The 18,666-nt window shown below is 41.9% G+C and carries 17 protein-coding genes and 1 pseudogene; 9 read left to right on the forward strand and 9 right to left on the reverse strand.

Features of this window, described 5'->3' with window-relative positions:
* Positions 1–9: 9 nt before the first annotated feature.
* The 8 genes and pseudogenes from msrA to ABS766_RS05920 form a co-directional block, all read left to right on the forward strand.
* A pseudogene (gene msrA / locus ABS766_RS05885) lies at positions 10–546 on the forward strand (peptide-methionine (S)-S-oxide reductase MsrA); the annotation flags it as partial.
* Positions 539–1,048: a peptide-methionine (S)-S-oxide reductase gene (locus tag ABS766_RS05890; protein WP_408084198.1), complete on the forward strand. Its 510-nt coding sequence runs from the start codon at positions 539–541 to the stop codon at positions 1,046–1,048. The pseudogene msrA and the gene ABS766_RS05890, both read left to right, overlap by 8 nt.
* An 18-nt stretch (positions 1,049–1,066) precedes the next feature.
* Positions 1,067–2,080: an LLM class flavin-dependent oxidoreductase gene (locus ABS766_RS05895; RefSeq protein ID WP_408084199.1), complete on the forward strand. Its 1,014-nt coding sequence runs from the start codon at positions 1,067–1,069 to the stop codon at positions 2,078–2,080.
* 11 nt (positions 2,081–2,091) lie between these two features.
* Entirely contained in the window at positions 2,092–3,114 is a 1,023-nt protein-coding gene (locus ABS766_RS05900; protein WP_408084200.1) for an LLM class flavin-dependent oxidoreductase, read from the forward strand.
* 411 nt (positions 3,115–3,525) lie between these two features.
* Entirely contained in the window at positions 3,526–4,428 is a 903-nt protein-coding gene (locus ABS766_RS05905; protein ID WP_408084201.1) for an aspartyl protease family protein, read from the forward strand.
* Positions 4,429–4,826: 398 nt separating this feature from the next.
* A complete protein-coding gene (locus ABS766_RS05910) occupies positions 4,827–5,621 on the forward strand; it encodes a 2Fe-2S iron-sulfur cluster-binding protein (protein ID WP_408084202.1) in 795 nt (264 codons plus the stop codon).
* A gap of 25 nt (positions 5,622–5,646) precedes the next feature.
* On the forward strand, positions 5,647–6,639 hold the full coding sequence (locus ABS766_RS05915) for an FAD binding domain-containing protein (protein ID WP_408084203.1): 993 nt from the start codon (positions 5,647–5,649) through the stop codon (positions 6,637–6,639).
* 15 nt (positions 6,640–6,654) lie between these two features.
* Entirely contained in the window at positions 6,655–8,820 is a 2,166-nt protein-coding gene (locus ABS766_RS05920; RefSeq protein ID WP_408084204.1) for a xanthine dehydrogenase family protein molybdopterin-binding subunit, read from the forward strand.
* An 11-nt stretch (positions 8,821–8,831) separates the two neighbouring features.
* Here the strand turns inward: ABS766_RS05920 and ABS766_RS05925 are convergent, their stop codons facing one another.
* From ABS766_RS05925 to modA, 3 genes are read right to left on the reverse strand one after another with little or no spacing between them, the layout of a single operon-like run.
* On the reverse strand, positions 8,832–9,683 hold the full coding sequence (locus ABS766_RS05925) for an ATP-binding cassette domain-containing protein (RefSeq protein ID WP_408084205.1): 852 nt from the start codon (positions 9,681–9,683) through the stop codon (positions 8,832–8,834).
* Positions 9,680–10,351, reverse strand: coding sequence for a molybdate ABC transporter permease subunit (gene modB, locus ABS766_RS05930; RefSeq protein WP_408084206.1), 672 nt, complete (start codon positions 10,349–10,351; stop codon positions 9,680–9,682). Before modB ends, ABS766_RS05925 begins: the two co-directional genes overlap by 4 nt.
* Positions 10,348–11,109 carry a molybdate ABC transporter substrate-binding protein gene (modA, locus tag ABS766_RS05935; RefSeq protein ID WP_408084207.1) on the reverse strand — a complete coding sequence of 254 codons (762 nt, stop codon included), beginning with the start codon at positions 11,107–11,109 and terminating at the stop codon, positions 10,348–10,350. Before modA ends, modB begins: the two co-directional genes overlap by 4 nt.
* 179 nt (positions 11,110–11,288) lie before the next feature.
* Here modA and ABS766_RS05940 point away from each other — a divergent pair, with 179 nt between their 5' ends.
* Positions 11,289–12,296, forward strand: a complete 1,008-nt coding sequence (locus tag ABS766_RS05940; RefSeq protein WP_408084208.1) for an XdhC family protein — start codon at positions 11,289–11,291, stop codon at positions 12,294–12,296.
* A gap of 32 nt (positions 12,297–12,328) precedes the next feature.
* Here ABS766_RS05940 and ABS766_RS05945 read toward each other — a convergent pair whose 3' ends face one another.
* From ABS766_RS05945 to moeB, 6 genes are all read right to left on the reverse strand, one after another.
* The gene (locus tag ABS766_RS05945) at positions 12,329–14,563 is read right to left on the reverse strand and encodes a xanthine dehydrogenase family protein molybdopterin-binding subunit (protein ID WP_408084209.1); all 2,235 of its coding nucleotides are present in this window, start codon (positions 14,561–14,563) and stop codon (positions 12,329–12,331) included.
* Positions 14,564–14,586: 23 nt separating this feature from the next.
* Positions 14,587–15,606, reverse strand: coding sequence for an FAD binding domain-containing protein (locus ABS766_RS05950; protein WP_408084210.1), 1,020 nt, complete (start codon positions 15,604–15,606; stop codon positions 14,587–14,589).
* Positions 15,599–16,084, reverse strand: coding sequence for a (2Fe-2S)-binding protein (locus ABS766_RS05955; protein ID WP_408084211.1), 486 nt, complete (start codon positions 16,082–16,084; stop codon positions 15,599–15,601). Before ABS766_RS05955 ends, ABS766_RS05950 begins: the two co-directional genes overlap by 8 nt.
* A 132-nt stretch (positions 16,085–16,216) precedes the next feature.
* Complete coding sequence (gene moaCB / locus ABS766_RS05960; RefSeq protein ID WP_408084212.1) at positions 16,217–17,122, reverse strand: bifunctional molybdenum cofactor biosynthesis protein MoaC/MoaB; 906 nt, start codon at positions 17,120–17,122, stop codon at positions 16,217–16,219.
* Between the two features lies 1 nt (position 17,123).
* Entirely contained in the window at positions 17,124–17,564 is a 441-nt protein-coding gene (locus ABS766_RS05965) for a molybdenum cofactor biosynthesis protein MoaE (protein WP_408084213.1), read from the reverse strand.
* Positions 17,557–18,666, reverse strand: a complete 1,110-nt coding sequence (moeB, locus tag ABS766_RS05970; protein WP_408084214.1) for a molybdopterin-synthase adenylyltransferase MoeB — start codon at positions 18,664–18,666, stop codon at positions 17,557–17,559. Before moeB ends, ABS766_RS05965 begins: the two co-directional genes overlap by 8 nt.

An 18,666-nucleotide genomic window follows, 5' to 3' on the forward strand; every position in this document is an offset into this window, starting at 1 on the left:
GCAACCTTTGGCGGAGGCTGTTTTTGGTGTACCGAAGCTGTATTTACTTTGCTAAAAGGTGTAACTAAAGTGCAAAGTGGTTATAGTGGAGGCAAAATTGCTAACCCAACTTACAGAGAAGTGTGCAGTGGTATGACGGGTCATGCTGAGGTTATAGAGGTAAGCTATAATGCAGACGAGATATCCTATGCCGATTTGCTGCGTATTCACCTCAGTACACATAATCCCACCACACCTAACAGGCAGGGCGCTGATGTAGGTACACAATACAGGAGTGTTATTTTTTACAGGAATGAAACTGAAAAGAAAACAGCGGAGGAAGTTATTGCTGAAATGCAATCGGTATATCAGGAGCCTATAGTTACTGAGATAGCACCATTAGAGTACTTTTATAAGGCAGAAGATTATCACCAGGGTTATTATAACAATAATCAGCAGCAAGGCTATTGCCAGGCAGTTATTAACCCGAAACTTAAAAAGTTCAGGCAGCTTTTTAAAAGTAAACTCAAAGATAATCAAGAGCAGGATTTAAGTACAAATGGTTAAGCAGGCAGGTTTTGGCGGTGGCTGCCATTGGTGTACTGAGGCAGTATTTTCCTCGTTAAAAGGCGTTCACGCTGTACAACAGGGCTGGATAGCCTCTGATGGGGACAATGCTTCCTTTTCTGAAGGAGTTATTATCTCATATGACGCTGAAATTATTTCCTTCGCTACCCTTATCGCTATCCACGCCTATACCCATAGCAGTACCTCCCAACACCCAATGAGGGATAAATACCGCTCAGCAGTCTATACATTTAATGATGATGATGTACAACTGGCTAAAGAAGCTATTGAGGCGTTGCAGTCAGAGTTTAATGAGCCTCTTATCACCTGTGTTTTGCCGTATCAAGCATTCAACCCGAGCAGGAATGAGTTGAAAGATTATTATTTTAATAATCCGCAAAAGCCTTTCTGCGAACTTTATATTAACCCCAAATTAAAGCTTATCATGCAACGGTTCTCCAGGGTTGCCAATCATGAAAAGTTAAAGCACCTTAAACAGTAGTAGGTGCGTAAAATATATATGGAAACAATAAATAAAAAAACAGCCTACTCAATACTCGAGCTTGCTATAGTATCGGGTGGCGTAACAATAGAACAAACATTTAAAAACAGTGTTGACCTTGCCCAAAAAGCAGAAGCAATGGGATATAGCCGCTTATGGCTGGCAGAACATCATAATATGGTGCATGTAGCCAGTGTGGCTACTTCTGTACTCATAGGCCATATAGCAGGAAATACTAAAACTATTCGTGTAGGCTCAGGGGGCATAATGCTGCCCAACCATTCACCACTTATAGTGGCAGAGCAATTTGGTACGCTTGGAAGGCTTTATCCTGACCGGATTGATTTAGGGTTGGGCAGGGCACCGGGCACAGACCAGGTTACAGCACATGCCATACGCAGTGACAGGATGCAGGCAGTGCATAATTTTCCCGGTGAAATTGAACAGATACAGGAGTACTTTTCACCGGATAATGAATGGTCTCAGGTACGCGCTGTAGTAGCCGAAGGCGTTAATGTGCCACTATATATTTTAGGCTCCAGCCTAGATAGCGCACACCTTGCTGCTAAAATGGGACTACCATATGCTTTTGCAAGCCATTTTGCCACCAGCCTGCTTTATGAAGCCCTCGCTATTTACAGAAAAGAATTTCAGCCGTCTCAATACCTTGATAAGCCTTATACAATTGCGGGAGTCAATGTAATTGCAGCTGATATGGATGATGAGGCCGAAAGGAATTTCACTTCTGTAATACGGATGTTCTTAGGCATACTAACCGGGAAGAGGGAAGCTTTGCAACCCCCTATGGAAATGACGGAGGAGTTAATGATGATTCAGCACAATCCCGCAGTACGCGAGATGCTTAAATACTCATTTGTTGGAAGGAAGGAAGCAGTTGCCAAACAATTGGATAAGTTTTTGCAGGAAACAGGTGTAGATGAACTCATGGTGGTAAGCAGCCTGTATAATCATAATGACAGGATAAAATCATATCAGATTTTGTCTGAAATAATAAAAGAACGGAATAATTAATAATTAGCGGTATGAAAAAAATAGGATTTTTGTCATTCGGGCATTGGGCCGGCCATCCTTCTTATCAAACCCGCACAGCAAGCGATACATTGCTTCAGTCTATAGACCTGGCCGTTGCGGCAGAGGAAATTGGTATGGATGGCGCTTATTTTCGGGTGCATCATTTTGCCCGGCAGTTAGCATCGCCTTTTCCACTGCTTTCGGCGATAGGTGCTAAAACAACCAAAATAGAAATTGGTACCGGGGTAATAGATATGAGGTATGAAAACCCTTTGTATATGGTAGAAGATGCCGGCGCTGCAGACTTAATTTCTGAAGGGCGCTTGCAATTGGGTATAAGCAGGGGATCTCCGGAACAGGTAATTGAAGGCTGGCGCTATTTTGGTTACCAACCTGAAGAAGGTGAAACAGATGCGGACATGGGGCGTAAAAAAGCGCTGCAATTTTTAGATAAACTTAAAGGTGAGGGATTTGCACAGCCAAACCCACAGCCCATGTTCCCCAATCCTCCGGGTTTATTACGCCTGGAACCGCATTCAGAAGGATTACGGGAGCGTATCTGGTGGGGAGCGGCATCAAACGCTACTGCCATTTGGGCAGCAGAAAACGGTATGAACCTGCAAAGCTCTACCCTGAAGTATGACGAAAACGGGAAACCCTTCCATATTCAGCAGGCAGAGCAAATAAGGCTGTATAAAGAGGCATGGAAAAAAGCAGGGCATCAGCGTGAACCAAGGGTATCGGTAAGCCGGTCAATTTTTGCACTGGTTAACGATCAGGACAGATATTATTTTGGACAACAGGGCAAAGCCGCCGATAGTATTGGTTATATCGAAAATGATAAACGTGCAATTTTTGGAAAGAGTTATGCTGCAGAACCTGAAAAACTAATTGAAGAATTGGCTCAGGATGAGGCTATCAGGGAAGCAGATACATTACTGTTAACTGTACCTAACACGTTAGGTGTGGATTATAATATTCATGTATTGTCTTCAATTTTAGAGCATATAGCCCCGGCACTGGGCTGGCGTTAATTTTTTAAAGCAAAATCTACAAAGCCTCTTTTATATTTTTAAAGAGGCTTTTATTTTGTTTTTTTATAAAGCTTCAATGCTATTTTATAAAATATATTTTAATAGTTTAGGTATTTTATATAGTGAATACAAGATTAATTAAGTATAGAATTATGAAAAAATACATATTACTATTTCTTATGAATTCATTTTGATGGTTACCTAAGATTCAAATCTTTAAATAGATACTGATATAGTTATAGCTTAAGTAATAATACTATGCAAATTAAGTTATTCATAAGCCTGCGCAAGCCAAACTGGCCAGCCGTTGATTAATTATGTTAGTAGGAAACTTTTCTTTGTTATATTTGCTACAGCCATAATAATTGATTGTTATATACTGTTAGTATAAATTAAATGTATTAATCTTTTATGAAAGTAATTTTAACTTTTGTCGTACTTATTTGCAATATTGTCACTTATAGTCAAGCTAAGCCGCAGGCTGTTATTCCTTTTACTATTGAAAAAAATGTAGTTTATATATACTGTAAGGTAAATGCGACCGACAGTTTAAAATTTATGTTTGATACAGGGGCTAATGGTTCAGTAATAAATCGTTCTTCAGGCAAAAACCCCGATATCAAAATTACGGGTAGTAGCCTAAATACGGGTTCGAATGGTAGCAATGAAGTAGAGCAAAGCGATAATAACGTGGTGGCTTTTGGCGATATTAAACGACAAGACGTAAGTCTTAATATAATTGATTTCCAAACCGATGCTTTTGATGGGGTATTTGGTACTGACCTTATGAAGGGGAATATTGTTGAAATCGATTATAACAGGAATGAAATCCGCTTTTACAACCAGCAAGCAACGGATATCATTTATGATAGATATGAAAAATTGAAGCTTAACTTTATTGACAATTATCCCGCCATAGAAAGTATTATTGTAATTGAAGGTAAAGAGTACAAGGGTATTTTTGGCCTTGATAGTGGTGCAGATGACCTGTTGACCATAGCTGCACCATATGCTAAGAAACATAAGCTCAGCGAAAAAATGAGAAATATAGGAAGCGCAACGGCTCAGGGTTCTGATGGCTCAGTGTATGAGATGCAGGTAATGCTTTGCCCTATTATAAATTTCTCCGGCAAATATCTGTACAATATTCCCGCTATGCTATCGGAATCTACAGAAGGTATTGACAGTACGGAAAAGATGGCCGGTTTCTTCGGAAACAATTTGCTCAAGCGGTTCAATACAATAATCGATTTCAATCGTGGTTTCATTTATTTTAAGCTGAATAAAAATCTTTATTTTGATGTTTACCAATAATTAGGTTTATTAAATAATCAATATAGCCTAAGGCTGAAACATAGATTTTAGCACATTATTTTCATATATAAAACTACTATAATATTGTATAGTGATAAAATTAGCAGTCCCGGCAGTAACTTTTTTTCTGTAGTTTCACCCCGCTGAGGTCATATATATATTTAATGTAGCAGTCGCTGCCACTATTTAAATACTTAGAAGTTTTACATATCCTAGATATAATATCTTGCTCTCAGAAGTATTTAACCACATTACTTTTATAAGTTTAAGAAAAGAATAACATTATCGTATTTTAGTTGATGCCTTAAAAGCGTTATCTTTAGTAAGGTATGAAATACTGTTTTGTTAAAAGCAGTGATACGTTAAATTCAATGTTTTCTTCTGATAAATAATAATGTATGAAAGAATCAGATAGCTTTAATGACCACAAGGAAAACTTAAGTGAAGACGAGGAGAATATATATTCGCTTTTGAGTCTTAATGGCAATACACGGCGGGAATTCCTTAAAAAAGTTTCCGCAGCCAGTTTAAGTATATGGGCATCTTCTTATTTTACCAATGAACTTTTCGCTGCCGAAAGCCCGCACATACATAACAATATATCAGACTTTATGGAACAAGTAAAAGTACAACTGCATGTAAATAAATCTGTAAGACCTCTGACAGTTGATACCCGGACCACGTTGCTGGATGCTTTGCGGGAACACCTGAACCTAACCGGCAGCAAAAAAGGCTGTGATCATGGACAGTGTGGTGCTTGCACCGTTATTATTGACGGGCAGCGGAAACTATCTTGCCTAACACTGGCCGCAACATGTAAGGACAAAGAAATTACCACTATAGAAGGCCTTAGCGACGGAAATAAATTACATCCCATGCAGGAAGCATTTATAAAGCACGACGGTTTCCAGTGTGGTTACTGCACCCCGGGGCAAATATGTTCTTCGGTAGCTCTTCTTGATGAAGCCAAGCGTGGAGAAGCCAGTTACGTAACAGAAAATATTGCAAATACAGGCAAGGGCCTTACACTTTCGGAAGAAGAAATACGCGAGCGTATGTCAGGTAACATTTGCCGTTGCGGGGCATATAACAATATCGTGCAGGCTTTTAGGCAAGTCCATACCGGTAAGAGTGAAATGCCAACTTATGAATTTGCCACACCAGAGCAAATGGAAAAAGCAAAAAAAGCATAACCTACCAATAGTAAAACAGCAAATCATGAGGCCATTTAATTTTATAAGTGCAACTGACAAAAAAGAGGCACTTAATGCAGTAAGTACCAAAAAAAGCAGTAAGTATTTAGGGGGAGGCACTAACTTGGTGGACTTAATGAAAGAAAATGTAGAACGCCCTGGTACAATTATAGAGGTCGCCAACCTTGATTATAAAACGGTTGACCAAAGCAATAGGGGAGGTTACACCATCGGGGCTATGCTAAGTAATTCCGAAACGGCAAACCACGACCTTATACGTACACAATACCCATTGTTATCAATGGCCATGCTCTCTGCCGCCACAGCCCAAATACGCAATATGGCCACTAATGGTGGTAATTTACTGCAACGCACACGCTGCCCTTATTTTTATGAAGTTTCTATGCCTTGTAATAAACGTGAGCCGGGCACAGGCTGCGGCGCTAAAAATGGCATGAATGCACTGCATGCCATTTTTGGCTATAGTGATAAATGTGTTGCGGTACATCCATCTGATATGTGTGTAGCCCTTGCAGCACTGGATGCAGAAGTTGAAGTATCTTCTCCCGGAGGGAAATTGAGAACAATTGCGTTTAAAGACTTTCACAGGCTGCCCGGGCTGAACCCTGAAAGAGACACCAATCTGGAAGAGGGAGAACTGATTACGGCAATACACCTGCCCAGGCCAATATATCAGCATCATTATCATTACCTTAAAATAAGAGAGCGCTCCAGCTATGCCTTTGCGCTGGTTTCAGTAGCAGCGGGGATGCAGGTTGAAAATGGCAAAATTTCTGCTTTAGGCCTTGCCATGGGCGGGGTTGCCCATAAGCCCTGGAAATTAACTGCTGCCGAAGATTTTTTAAAAGGAAAAACACCTAATGAGGCTAATTTTGAAAGAGCTGCACAGTTGGCAATGCAAGATGCCAGGCCCCTTTCTGAGAACGGCTATAAGGTGTCCATGGGTGAAAAAGCTATAATCAGGGCATTAAGCCAGGCATATACTAAAACCATATAATTTTTCAGTAAGAGTATGAATATAATAGAAGCATCAGGGGTAGGACAGTCCGTAGACAGGATTGATGGCAGGCTTAAAGTTACGGGTATGGCAAAATATGCCTCGGAATTTCCAGTCAAAAATGTTATATACGCACAAGGGGTAAACAGTACCATTGCCAAGGGGAGGATTATTGCCATAGATACTGCCGAAGCTGAAAAACTGCCGGGTGTTTTAAAGGTAATTACTTATAAAAATGCTGAAAAATTAAAGAACTATGAAAAAGAACTGACTTCGTTTGAACTTGAAACCGTAGCGCCGGTATTTCAGACGAATGAAATACATTATTATGGGCAATATGTTGCCTGTGTAGTTGCAGAAACCTTTGAGCAGGCGCAATACGGCTGCAGCTTGGTTAAAGTAATGTACGAAGAAGATAAGGCGGATATCCATATGGATAAGAACAGGGGCAAAGCATTTAAGCCCGACAAAGAAGCAGATTACTCACGGGGAGACATGGATAAGGGGATGAGAGACGCTAGTGCCAAAGTAGAGGAAACGTATACGACCCCTATCGAGCACCAGCATCCTATGGAACTCCACGCAGCTATTGTATCGTGGGAAAAAAACGGCGTAAAAATGTATGCCAGCCAGCAGATACTTGCCAAGGCTAAAAAATCGATAGCCGATACTTTTATGATCCCCGAAACAAATGTTCAGATCATCGTGCCTTATGTGGGGGGTGGGTTCGGCTCCAAATTAAATATTTTCAAGCATGTTACCATGGCTGTAATGGCCTCCAAAATGCTTGGCAGGCCTGTGCAGATTACAGTAACGCGACAGCAGATGTTTACCAACACAGGTATGCGGCAGTTTGATGAGCAGAAAATGCGGCTTGGAGCTACAAAGAGCGGAGTATTAACGGCATTAGGGCATTATACCACCTCACACTGCGCCACGAACCTTCAGTACTACGAGTCGTGCGGCAACGTATCTAAGATGCTGTACAATACCCCTAATAACGAAGTAACACATCGCCTAATACCCCTAAATATTCAGGTGCCTAATTCAATGCGGGCACCCGGTGAGGCTACCGGTAGTTTTGCACTGGAATCTGCCATAGATGAGTTGGCATGGAAGTTAAATATGGATCCTATTGAGTTCCGTATAAAAAATGACACACAAACCGATTTAGGCGCTGGCAAACCTTTTTCATCAAGGTTACTAACAGAATGCCTTCGCATTGGCGCAGATAAGTTTGGCTGGGACAAACGAAAAGCACCCGGAACCAATAAAAAAGGCAACTGGCTAATAGGATATGGGGTAAGTGCGGCATCCAGAAGGGCACCGTACATGAAAACTAATGCCAGGGTTATTGTCGAATTAAAAGACGGTAAATCTTTCGCCACAATACAAATGGATGGAACGGACATAGGTACCGGAACTTATACCATTTTAGGGCAGACTGCTTCGGACTATTTAAAAATCCCCATCGAAAATATTACTGTTGAGCTGGGCGATTCTGATTTTCCGGTTACACCCGGATCAGGTGGGTCATGGGGCGCTGCATCATACTCTAACGGCGTGCGAAAAGCCTGCGAAAACCTGATTTCAGGATTACAACAAAAGGCAGGCGGCAAAGCTGGGAACAGTGATTCTGTAGCAGGACTTATGACGAAGAGTAAACTAAGTACCTTTACGGCAGAAGGTACTGCCGAGCCTTCCGAGGCCTTTAAAAACCATTCCGTATTTTCATTTGGGGCTAACTTTACAGAGGTCTGGGTGGATAAGGACACGGGTATGTACCGCATAAAGCGAATGGTTAATGTTGCCTCTGCCGGAAAAATAATGAACCCAAAAACGGCTTACAGCCAGGTTATAGGCGGGCTTACCATGGGGGCGGGTATGGTAATTGCAGAGCAATCTAAAATTGAACCAAACTATGGTAATTTTATTACAAGGACACTTGCAGATTACCATGTGCCGGTAAATTTGGACCTAGCAAATGTTGATGTTGTTTTCCTGCCAGAAGAAGATAAAATAGCCAATGAAATGGGAGTTAAAGGTATTGGCGAACTTGGTATTACCAGTGTTGCGGCATCTATTGCGAATGCTATTTTTAATGCCACCGGTAAACGTATGCGCCACCTTCCGATAACACCTGAAAAACTGATTATGGCAAAGCCCGAAAAAGGAATATAAAATAAGTTAACTTATATAACTTTAAAAGTATCAGCACGAAGCCATAATATATCGCCTATTTCTATAGGAATTGCTTTGCCTGATTTGGATAATGGCAGGGTAACTATCTTGTCTTGAATTAAAACAGTAAGTACCTCAGTACTTTCATTGACTGAGATGACTTCCGCCGGGAACGTAATAGTATTGCTATTATTATTAGGGGCAAAAACCTCATTAGGGCTGCCCTTAGCAGTAATTTTCCCTTCTTTTATCACATAGGTAATATCAGAAAGTAATGCTACCTCAGCTATGCTGTGGCTCACCAAAATAATAGTAAGTCCATACTGTTTATGCAGCTGCTTTACAGCCTTTATTAAAGAGGTTTTAGAGCTATTATCCAAGGCTGTAAAAGGTTCATCAAGCAATAATATGTCGGGTTTGGTAAGTAATGTCCTGGCTAATGCCACCCGCTGCTGTTGCCCGCCGGATAATTCATCCACCCTTTTATTTAGCAAAGGTGCAATACCCATATAACCAATAATTTCTTCAAAATATCTATTTTCGCCTTTGCCTAGCGCATATATCAGGTTCCCATTCACATCCATGTTAGGAAATAAGGTGTTCTCCTGCAAAAGGTACCCTATGTTTCGCTGGCCGGTAGCAATATTTTTTTTGTATCCTGCCTTAAACCAGGTTATGCCATCAATAATTATCTTTCCACTATCGGGCTTTAACAATCCTGCGAGCATACGAAGTACAGATGTTTTACCCGATCCCGATTCTCCATATAAAGCTACGAATGCGCCCTTTTCTATTTGCATGGAAACAGAAATTTCAAATTCCGTATTTCCTTTAAATTTCTTGGTAATTTGTAGTTCAATCATCTATTAAGAATTTTAAACCCGTTCCTGTTAAACCGGTATACGATAAAAAGTATTGAGAAGCTGAATAGTAGTAAAAGTAATGAAAGGAAGTGAGCATCGGTATACTCCATCTTTTCAACAGCTTCATATACTGCAATAGACGCTACCTTGGTCTTTCCCGGCAGATTACCCCCTATCATCAGCACTACGCCAAATTCGCCAATAGTATGGGCAAAAGATAATATGACAGCCGTAAGTAAGGCTGGCTTAATGTTTGGTAACTCTACTTTAAAAAAAGTTTCCCATCCTGATTTTCCGAGGCATAATGACGCTTCCCTGTATTTTTTAGGCAATTGCTCAAATCCAGACTGTAGCGGTTGTACCATAAAGGGTAGGCTATAAATTACGGATGCTACTATTAACCCCGAAAAGCTAAAGACAAGCTGTATATTAAAAGCGTCATATAACCATTTCCCCATCCAGCCGGATTTTCCAAAAGCAAGTAACATGTAAAATCCCAGCACCGTTGGCGGTAAAACCAGTGGCAAGGTTACAATAGTTTCTATAAACGGCTTCAGTTTACTTTTGCTTTGCGCGAGTGCATAGGCTAGGGGTACACCAACAAGCAGTAGTATAAAAGTTGTTATAAGCGCTAATGTAAAAGTTATCTGCAGAGCTTCCCACATCATTTTATACCTTTTTTTATTTCATAACCATAGCTCTTTAAAATCCGGTGTGCGGATTCAGAGAAGAGGTATTGGTAAAATTCCTTTACATTTTTTTGTTGTTTCGCTGTTGCATCCTCATGACTAATTATTACAGCGCCTTGCGCTAAGGGCTCGTAATAATTTTCCGGAATGGAGATCCAGCTTCCTTTTCCTTTCATTTCAGGCGACAGCAAAACCGATTTTGCTGTAAAACCAACCTCCGCGTTATGGGTAGTAATATATTGGTTTACCCCTGATATACTTTGGGCTACTACAAACTTTCGTTTCAGTTCCTCTTTCATCGATACTGCTTCTAAATATTGCATTGCGGCCGCGCCGTAAGGTGCCAGTTTTTCATCTGCAACAGCGATATGCGCTACTTCAGAAGAGTTTAGATACCCTACAGTTAAAGAACCTGTTTTTTTTAGGCTCCACATTACCAGTGTCCCATAAGCATAAATTTTGGGCCGCACTGTTGTAAGTCCACTTTTATAAAGTTCCTGTGGGTATCTCATATCTGCCGAAACAAAGATATCATAAGGCGCCCCGGCTTTAATCTGTGCTGTCAATTTTCCTGAAGATCCTATCACTAATTCGCAGTTGATACCTGTTTCCTTATGAAAATCAGTAATTAACGAATCTATGGCAAACTGCATATTGGCAGCCACGGCAATCCGAACCGGGACTGCCTTTTGTTGTGTGCACGCGCTTATAGGTATAAATAATGCGAATAAGAACAAGCTTTGAAAAGTTTTCTTTATCAAGGTAAAGTTTTAGGCTAATTAAACGTTGTTAAGAAGTATCTAAGATAGGAACAACATTGCAATTTTCTCTAAAAAGTACTGCTACATTTTCTACGGATTAGCAAAAACTGTTTCTCAAAAGATGTATCTTTAATACTTTAAGACAAATTGTACTAATGACACATGAATTTAAAATAATACTTGAAACAGCATATCGCAATCGGGACCAGAAACACGTATTGGCAACTGTCGTGGCATTACAGGGTTCATCCTACCGCAAGCCCGGCGTACAGATGCTGATTGCTGAAAACGGAGTAATAACCGGTGCTGTGAGTGGTGGGTGCGTTGAGAAAGAAGTGAAATTTCAGGCAGAAAGTGTTTTTAAATCAGGTATACCCAAAGTAATGACTTACGACGGCCGTTACCGGTTAGGTTGCGAAGGTATATTATATATTTTACTGGAGCCCTTTAAAATTTCTGATCAAATATCTGCTATGTTGCAAAATGAAATAAAAAGCAGGCAGCCATTTACTATCGCTTCATTTTATGTAAAAGAAGAAGCAGAGAGCCACTTATTTGGTTCGGAAATTATAGTTGCTGATGGTGCCAAAATACCTTTACGTGATAACTTTATATCTGGCAGTGAAGGTACCGCTGTATTCAGGCACACTTTTAATGCCCTTTTACAGCTGGTTATTATAGGTGCGGAACACGATGCTGTTTCGCTTTGTAAAGCAGCATCGCAACTTGGCTGGGAGGTAATAATAGCAGATTCGCCGAGAGACCCAAAAACAATTAAAGATTTTCCGGGGGCAGCCCATATAGCGCATCTTGACCCTGCTACGGAGTTTGATTTTACTATTGATAATAGTACCGCTGTGGTATTAATGAATCATAATTATGCACGGGATTTACATTTTCTTTTAAAGTTGCAACAAACAAACCCGTTTTATATTGGCATATTAGGATCGGCAAAACGCCGTGAAAAATTAATGAATGAATTATCAGAGTATAGCCCTGACCTTGATTTTGACTTTATGGATACTGTTTACAGCCCCGCCGGCATTGCTATTGGGGCAGTAACACCACAGGAGATTGCCGTTGCTATTTTGAGCGAAATCATAGCGGTAAGAAACAAAAAGGAGGTGCCCTCTTTACGTAGGCAGATGGGCAGTATCCATTAGTGTTGACAGAAAAAAATATAATAGCTAATACGCTACATAAGCTTGTCAAAATGGATAGGCAAATCATTAATACGTTTGCCAGTGGCATTATAAATGGCATTGGCAATAGCAGGTGCCATACCTACAATCCCGATTTCACCTACGCCCTTGGCACCAAGCTCATTTACTTCCTCATCGTGTTCCTCAACAAAAATAACGTCCAGTTCATTGATATCGGCGTGTACAGGGATGTGGTATTCAGCCAGGTTCTGGTTCATATATTTGCCGAAACGGTTATCTTTATAGGTTTCTTCATGCAATGCTTTGCTAATACCCCATATCATACCGCCCAGGATCTGGCTGGTAGCGGTCTTCCGGTTAATTATATTTCCAGCTGCTACTGCTGTTACGGCACGGGTAACCTCTATAACGCCCAGTTCCTCATCTACCTCAACCTCTACAAAAGCCGCGCTGTGTGCCGCTTTTGTATATTTGGTTTTTAAGGGGTTGGGCATGGCGCTTTTAGTTGTTTTTATCGCTTTTCCTTTATTGGCCTCAATAATTTCTTCATAACTTATTTCTGCCTGGGGATTGTTTTTTAAAGTTAAAATACCCTCTCTAAACACGGCCATTTCAAAGTCAGCATTACCAAATAACTCTTCCTTAATCTTTTGGGCTTTTTTGAATAATTTTTTATTGAGCGAGTGGCAGGCCGCTTTTACAGCTGGCCCTACGGTGGCTACCGTCCACGAACCGCCCTGAATGGGCGCAAACGGTTTTTTACTATCGCCGTAAGAAAAGGTTACATCTTCAAGGGAAAGGCCAAGTTCATCTGCCGCAATCTGTGTCATAACAGTTAATGTGCCCGTACCAATATCCGTAACAGCGCTGTTAACCTGTACTTTTCCATTTTTGTTCAGTATGGCCTGTGCACGGCCTAAAATCCTGTTTGCATCCCACATTCCTGTTGCCATACCATAGCCAACCAATTTGTTGCCGCGTTTGGTTGTCCGTGGTGTTGGGTTGCGTTTTTCCCACCCAAAAGCTTTAGCCCCCAGTTCATAACATTTTTTAAGCTCTTTGCTGCTGTAAGGCTTGCCACTGCCTTTATCAATATTGGTATAGTTTTTCAGCCTGAATTCCAAGGGATCCATATGTAGCTTTTCAGCGAGCATATCCATAGTAATTTCCAATGGATGCATACCTGTTACGCCTCCGGGTGCGCGCATATCCAGTGGCGTATACACATCCAGCGGTACTATGCTGTACTCCAATGTTACATTTTCTGCAGGGTAAAGCATGTTCCCCCAGTTTACTACAATCTCCACATAATCTTCAAAACGGGAGGTTTCGCCTATTGCTTTCTGGTACAGTGCGGTAAGATTTCCTTTTTCGTCTGCGCCGAATTTTGTTTCCTGTAGGGTTTCCGGTCGGTAGCCAAAAGTAAACATCTGTGCGCGGCTCAAAACAACGCGGACATTACGCTTTAATTCAAGGGAGGCCATAACTGCCATAAAAAGCTGGTATTGGGGGCGCAGGCCGCTGCCAAAGCCACCACCCATATAAGGGGTGATAACCTGTACGTTTTTCATCTTCAGGCCAAAAACATTGGCAACATACATTTGCGAATTAATGGTACCCTGTGTCTTATCGTATATGCGAAGCTTATCCTTATTCAGGTATTCCACGGTGGTTGCAAAAAGTTCCATAGGGTTATGGTGCTCTGTACCGTGCCTAAATTTACCAAAAGCCTGTGCGTGGGCAGTATTATAGGCCTCTTCAAAATCGCCCTGTGGTTTTGGTGGTGGCGGTTTCAGCAGGGTTGCCAGGCCTTTTTTAGGGTCTCGGGCCTTACCAGTATTTGCTTCAAGGTCTGTAGTAAAATCTTCCTCTTCATATGCTACTTTTACCAGGGCAGCGGCATAGCGTGCCAGCTCAAAAGTTTCGGCTACTACCAGGCCTATAGGTTGCCCGTTATACAGCACCTGATTGTTTTTTAACGGTTTAAAAACTTCACCGGGCGGGGCATCCATATCGGCATACTGAAAATCAAACCAGGCAGTAGAAGGCCTGTTATCGTGGTTAAAAACCTCAATCACGCCCGGCAGTGCTTTTGCCGGAGCGGTATCCATACTTTTAATTTTTCCTTTTGTGACTGTACTGTTTATTACATAACCGAATAATAAGTCACTCACCTTATATTCTGCTGCGTATTTTGCGCTGCCGGTTACTTTCTCGCGGCCTTCCAGGCGGCTTATGGCTTTTCCTATTGTGGGTAATTTTGTCATGATTGCTGTTTTACGTTTGGACATTACAACGAAGGCTGTGCCCCGGGGCGCTGTGATTCGGGATTTAAAGCCATAAGGCAGTTACGCACTATGGCGCGCCTTGCCATCTCAATTTTAAAGCTGTTATGTTCATAACCTTTTGCACCCTGAAGGATAATGTTTGCAGCGGTTGCAAAATTTTCACGCGTTGCCGCCTTTCCTTTCAAAAAAGCTTCTGCTTCATGTATGCGCCACGGCTTGTGTGCAACCCCACCAAGCGCAATACGTGCCTCATTAACAATATCGCCGTCAAGATCAAGCCCTGTAGCTACAGATACCAGCGCAAAAGAATAGGAATGGCGGTCGCGTAGCTTTATGTAGGAATAATTTTTGGCAAAGCCCTCCTTAGGAAGGTCTATACCTGTTATCACTTCGCCGTGCTTTAAGTTATTGTCAATTTGAGGTGTATTGTCCGGTAATCTATGAAAATCAGCAAAAGGTATTTGCTTTTCACCTTCCGGCCCTGTAATATTTATTGTAGCGTTAAGTGCAGCCAGCGCCACGCACATATCGCTGGGAAAAACCGCAATACAATCTTCGCTTTGCCCCAATATGGCGTGCATACGGTTAAAGCCGCCAATGGCAGAACAACCGGAACCCGGCTCGCGTTTATTGCAGGGGGTATTAATATCATAAAAATAGTAGCAGCGTGTACGCTGTAACAAGTTGCCGCCATTAGTTGCCATATTTCGTATTTGCGGAGATGCCCCCGCCAGTATGGCTTTAGACAGCAATGGGTAGCGTTCTTCTATAAGCGGATGGTAGGCCGTATCGGCATTGGTTACAAAAGCACCAAGACGTACCCTGCCATCCGGCAACGCTTCTATAGAATGGTGTGCCGTAACAGGGTTAATATCTACCAGTTTATCAGCAGTGGTAATATAGTACTTAAGCAGGTCGGTAATATTGGTGCCCCCTGCGATAATTTTATTACCGTTATTGCCCTGTAGCTGTTGTACAGCATCGGGTACGCTGGCGGCTTTGGTGTAGCTGAAATTATTCATGGTGGCCTCCTTCCTTCACTTCCATTATAGCATCAATAATGCCGACATTGGCACCGCAGCGGCACAGGTTGCCGCTCATCAGTTCCTTAACTTCTTCACGTGTGTTGGCTTTCCCTTCCTTTAGCAAGCCAATGCCGCTGCATATCTGTCCTGGGGTACAATAGCCACACTGAAAGGCGTCATGATTAATAAATGCCTGTTGTAGCGGGTGCAGCACATCGTTTTCGGCTACACCTTCAATAGTAGTAATTTCAGCCCCTTCCTTCATGGTGGCAAGGGTTAGACAGCTTAATATCCGTTTGCCATCGCACAAAACGGTACATGCGCCACACTGGCCGTGGTCGCACCCTTTTTTGGTTCCGGTAAGGTACAGCCTGTCACGCAGGGCGTCCAAAAGTGAAACCCAGGGCCTTACTTTAACACTATGCTCTTTGCCGTTTACTCTGAGGCTGATTAAAGTTGTATCCGTTGTTTCCATAGGCATTTGCTTTTTGCGGTACTGTTCATGATGAAATACTAAGTTCGGCAAATAAATGTGCTAAGGTTCACAAGGATATGTTAATCTATGGGTGTAAAAGCACTTAATTTAAATTTTTGAACAATCAGCCTGTTAATGCGAATTACCTTCTCTTACGGAAAATACATGCAATACCTGCGGGAAAAGTGCCTGCAGGCTTTCTTCTACGCCTTTTTTAGAACCGGGCAGTGTTATTATAAGTGTACCCCCTGCAAAACCGGCAATGCCACGGCTTAGCATCGCAGTATTCACCCGTTGCTGGCCATAAGCCCGGGCGGTTTCCATAATACCGGGAATTTCAGTATCAATAAACGGCGCTACTGCCTGGGGCGTTACATCCCTCGCCGAAAGCCCTGTACCGCCTGTAAAAAATACCAAATCCGTTCTGTTGTCTAAAAGTTGTTGCAGTATTTTTTGTATGGCTTCCACATCATCCGATACAACATTATATTCCACATCATTATAATTGTATGAAGCAAGTAGGTTAACTATAGCTTTTCCGGAGGTATCTTCTTTTTCGCCTCGTGATACTGTATCACTGCATACCACAACAGCACATTTTAATGCCTTTGGCAGATGCCTGGCATCCGATTTCCCACCATGTTTTTCCTGTAACCGTATATGCTGTATTTCTACATTTTTATCGATTGGCTTGAGCATATCGTACATAACCAACGCTGCTACCGATGCGCCGTGCATCGCCTCAACCTCAACGCCGGTTTTGTATATGGTATGCACTTCAACCGATATAATGATACTCAGGCCATCAATACTGTACGATATATTGGAATATTCTACAGGCAGGGGATGGCAGTCCGGAATTACATCACTTGTTTTTTTGATGCCGAATAATGCGGCCGCACGGGAAAACTCAAAAATATCCCCTTTGGGTACCCTGCGCTCATTAACGGCATCAATGGTTTCCTGTTTTGATACCTGCAAGGTAGCTGTGGCAACCGCCCTGCGTAGTGTATTTGTTTTATGTGTTATGTTTACCATATTATTTATTTACCTTCCACTGGTGGGTGGCATCTTCAAAAATTTCTTTTCCCCATACCGGCAGTTCTGCCTTAATGCGTTCCACAACTTCGCTACAGGCTTCGGTAGCGGCCTTTCTGTGTGGTGATGAGGTAAAAACAAAAAGGCATATCGCTCCGGCGCTTACACTGCCCAGGCTGTGGTAAATATGCATACAGGTAAGTTCATGTTTTTTAAAAATCTCTTCCCGAATGGTATCCATTTTCTCCAGCGCCATGCTCTCATAAGCCGTATATTCAATAGCCTTTACAGCTTTACCCTCTATTTTATCAGCGCGTACCTGTCCTAAAAAAATGTTATGCGCACCTATATTGGTTTTAGCAGCATGCTTTGCGATACTTTTCGCTATAAATGAAGGGCCGATGGCACCCTGTATAAAAATATTTCTGACTGTTTTACTCATTTTGTTTTTCCAATGCCAAAATCCCGCCCCTAAGATGGCTGATGTTTTTCAGGCTTTTATATTTATCAATGAATAGCTGCGCTGCCTTTAGGCTACGTTTGCCACTTTGGCAAAATAATACAATTTTTTTTTCTCGTATATCCGGAAGTGCTGTAACAATACCAGACATTGGCATGGATACACAGCGGAATCCCGGCTCTGGCAGCTCATGGCGCTCGCGTACATCAATGATTATAGTATCTGCATCGTCTATAACAGATATAAATTCATTTGCAGTTAATTCTTCCACATTATCTACCTTTGTGCCACATACCCAATCATAATCTGTTGCTTTGAAGGCAGCTTTAGAAACAGGTATGAGGCTATTAACATCGGCATTTTCCGAAATTTGAAAACAAAAGCTCTTAGCTGTCAGTAAATTGTATGTGTATAGCCTGCCTGCCATTACCTGACCGATACCTGTAATGTATTTAATAATTTCGGTTGCCTGAAGTGTACCAATAATACCTGGTAATACCCCTAAGACGCCAGCCTCATTACAATCCTGTACTTTAAGGGGAGAGGGTGGGGTAGGAAATAAGTGCCTGTAATTTACTGTTGTCCCATTATCTTTTTTAACATTAAATACGGCAACCTGCCCTTCATACTGAAAAATGGCCCCAAATACCAATGGCTTGCACAGTAATACGCAGGCATCGTTAATAAGGTAGCGGGAGGTAAAGTTATCAGTACAGTCGGATACTATATCATACTGTGCTATTAGTTCCAGTGCGTTTGGCGTTGAAATTGCTTCAGGTATTGCTGTTATGATTATTTCGGGGTTTATCGCCTTAAGCCGTGCCACAGCAACTTCGGCTTTCCTCTTGCCAACATCATCTGTAGTATATAGTACTTGCCGTTGCAGGTTGCTGAGCGAAACCATATCAGGATCAGCAATACCAATAGTACCCACCCCCGCAGCGGCAAGATATTGTAATACAGGGCAGCCCAGACCACCTGCACCGACAACTAATACCCGGGCGGCAGCAAGTTTTTGCTGTCCCGGTATGCCAAAACCTTTAAGGCTGTAATGCCTTGCGTATCTTTCATTCTGTTGTTCCAT

It is taken from the genome of Flavobacterium rhizosphaerae, from assembly GCF_046000445.1.
GTDB classification, from domain to species: domain Bacteria; phylum Bacteroidota; class Bacteroidia; order Flavobacteriales; family Flavobacteriaceae; genus Flavobacterium; species Flavobacterium rhizosphaerae.

Excerpts from the sequence above, each read along its gene's own strand:
- ABS766_RS05890 (WP_408084198.1), top strand. The coding sequence starts at position 539 with ATGGTTAAGCAGGCAGGTTTTGGCGGTGGCTGCCATTGGTGTACTGAG.
- ABS766_RS05895 (WP_408084199.1), top strand. The coding sequence starts at position 1,067 with ATGGAAACAATAAATAAAAAAACAGCCTACTCAATACTCGAGCTTGCT.
- ABS766_RS05900 (WP_408084200.1), top strand. The coding sequence starts at position 2,092 with ATGAAAAAAATAGGATTTTTGTCATTCGGGCATTGGGCCGGCCATCCT.
- ABS766_RS05905 (WP_408084201.1), top strand. The coding sequence starts at position 3,526 with ATGAAAGTAATTTTAACTTTTGTCGTACTTATTTGCAATATTGTCACT.
- ABS766_RS05910 (WP_408084202.1), top strand. The coding sequence starts at position 4,827 with ATGAAAGAATCAGATAGCTTTAATGACCACAAGGAAAACTTAAGTGAA.
- ABS766_RS05915 (WP_408084203.1), top strand. The coding sequence starts at position 5,647 with ATGAGGCCATTTAATTTTATAAGTGCAACTGACAAAAAAGAGGCACTT.
- ABS766_RS05920 (WP_408084204.1), top strand. The coding sequence starts at position 6,655 with ATGAATATAATAGAAGCATCAGGGGTAGGACAGTCCGTAGACAGGATT.
- ABS766_RS05925 (WP_408084205.1), bottom strand. The coding sequence starts at position 9,683 with ATGATTGAACTACAAATTACCAAGAAATTTAAAGGAAATACGGAATTT.
- modB (WP_408084206.1), bottom strand. The coding sequence starts at position 10,351 with ATGATGTGGGAAGCTCTGCAGATAACTTTTACATTAGCGCTTATAACA.
- ABS766_RS05940 (WP_408084208.1), top strand. The coding sequence starts at position 11,289 with ATGACACATGAATTTAAAATAATACTTGAAACAGCATATCGCAATCGG.
- ABS766_RS05945 (WP_408084209.1), bottom strand. The coding sequence starts at position 14,563 with ATGACAAAATTACCCACAATAGGAAAAGCCATAAGCCGCCTGGAAGGC.
- ABS766_RS05950 (WP_408084210.1), bottom strand. The coding sequence starts at position 15,606 with ATGAATAATTTCAGCTACACCAAAGCCGCCAGCGTACCCGATGCTGTA.
- ABS766_RS05955 (WP_408084211.1), bottom strand. The coding sequence starts at position 16,084 with ATGGAAACAACGGATACAACTTTAATCAGCCTCAGAGTAAACGGCAAA.
- moaCB (WP_408084212.1), bottom strand. The coding sequence starts at position 17,122 with ATGGTAAACATAACACATAAAACAAATACACTACGCAGGGCGGTTGCC.
- ABS766_RS05965 (WP_408084213.1), bottom strand. The coding sequence starts at position 17,564 with ATGAGTAAAACAGTCAGAAATATTTTTATACAGGGTGCCATCGGCCCT.
- moeB (WP_408084214.1), bottom strand. The coding sequence starts at position 18,666 with ATGGAACAACAGAATGAAAGATACGCAAGGCATTACAGCCTTAAAGGT.